This window comes from bacterium endosymbiont of Bathymodiolus sp. 5 South, assembly GCF_900128535.1.
Classification (GTDB): domain Bacteria; phylum Pseudomonadota; class Gammaproteobacteria; order PS1; family Pseudothioglobaceae; genus Thiodubiliella.
In genome coordinates, this window is record NZ_FQTR01000356.1 from 1 (window position 1) to 1,092 (window position 1,092).

General features: G+C 39.5%; 2 protein-coding genes. Both read right to left on the reverse strand.

Going from position 1 to position 1,092, the window contains the following annotated elements; all coding sequences use genetic code 11:
- The coding region (locus BBROOKSOX_RS11460; protein WP_139661992.1) for a DUF2062 domain-containing protein at positions 1–177 on the reverse strand (177 nt) is incomplete at its 3' end.
- On the reverse strand, positions 174–1,092 hold a 919-nt coding region (locus BBROOKSOX_RS11465), incomplete at its 5' end, for a transketolase C-terminal domain-containing protein (protein ID WP_306821354.1). The genes BBROOKSOX_RS11460 and BBROOKSOX_RS11465, both read right to left, overlap by 4 nt.

A 1,092-nucleotide genomic window follows, 5' to 3' on the forward strand; every position in this document is an offset into this window, starting at 1 on the left:
TTGAAAAGGCACGGGAATAAAAGCACAAAATAGACCCACAGCAAAAGCTTTAGCAATAGATTTTCTATTAAAGTTCCATAAACCTGAATGCTGCAGGTGCTTACCCAGCCATCCTAAGTGCTTGTGATTTTTTAATTCGTTTGGATTAGGGCTATAGCGTTTTAGGAGTTTTTTCATGACTGTATGGTGTTAATAATACCTTGCGCTGTTAGTCCGTATTGTTGATACAACTCTGTTTGAGAGCCTTGTTCAGTAAAGTCATCGGGTAAACCTAAAATTTGCAAAGGCGTGGTAATTTTTTGTTGATGTAGATACTCACTAATAGCGCTACCTCCACCACCTGATATAACATTATCTTCAATGGAGATCAACTGCTGGTGTGAGTTTGCTATTTGACTGATAAGTTGCTCATCTAATGGCTTTACAAAGCGCATATCAATCACACTCCCTCCAAGCACTTTGCCTGCTTCTAATGCGCTATCAACTCTACTACCATAAGCAAAAATAGCGATTTTCTCACCTTTTAGTAAAACATTAGCTTTTCCAATTTCTATTGTGTCTTGAGTCTCATATTTCGCTATATTTGCCACACCTCGTGGGTAACGAATACAAACGGGTGATTCCATTTTAAAGGCGGTATTGAGCATTTGATATAGCTCTAAACCATTGCTTGGCGCCATAATGGTTAGATTTGGAATACACCTTAAGAAACTTAAATCAAAACACCCTGCATGAGTGGCGCCATCGCTACCCACCAAACCTGCGCGGTCAATGGCAAAAATAACATTGAGATTTTGCAGGGCAATATCATGAATAAGTTGGTCATAGCCTCGTTGTAAGAAGGTTGAGTAAATAGCAACAATAGGTTTTAAACCTTGTGTTGCTAACCCTCCTGCAAAGGTGATAGCGTGTTGCTCAGCAATGCCTACATCAAAATACTGTTTAGGATAGTTTTTTTCAAACTCACTCATGCCAGAACCCGTACACATTGCAGGGGTGATGGCTATTAAATCTTTATTGTTGCTGGCAGTGTTGATCAACCAGCGTCCAAAAACATTGCTATAACTGTCTAGTGTACTTGAGTCATCAGAT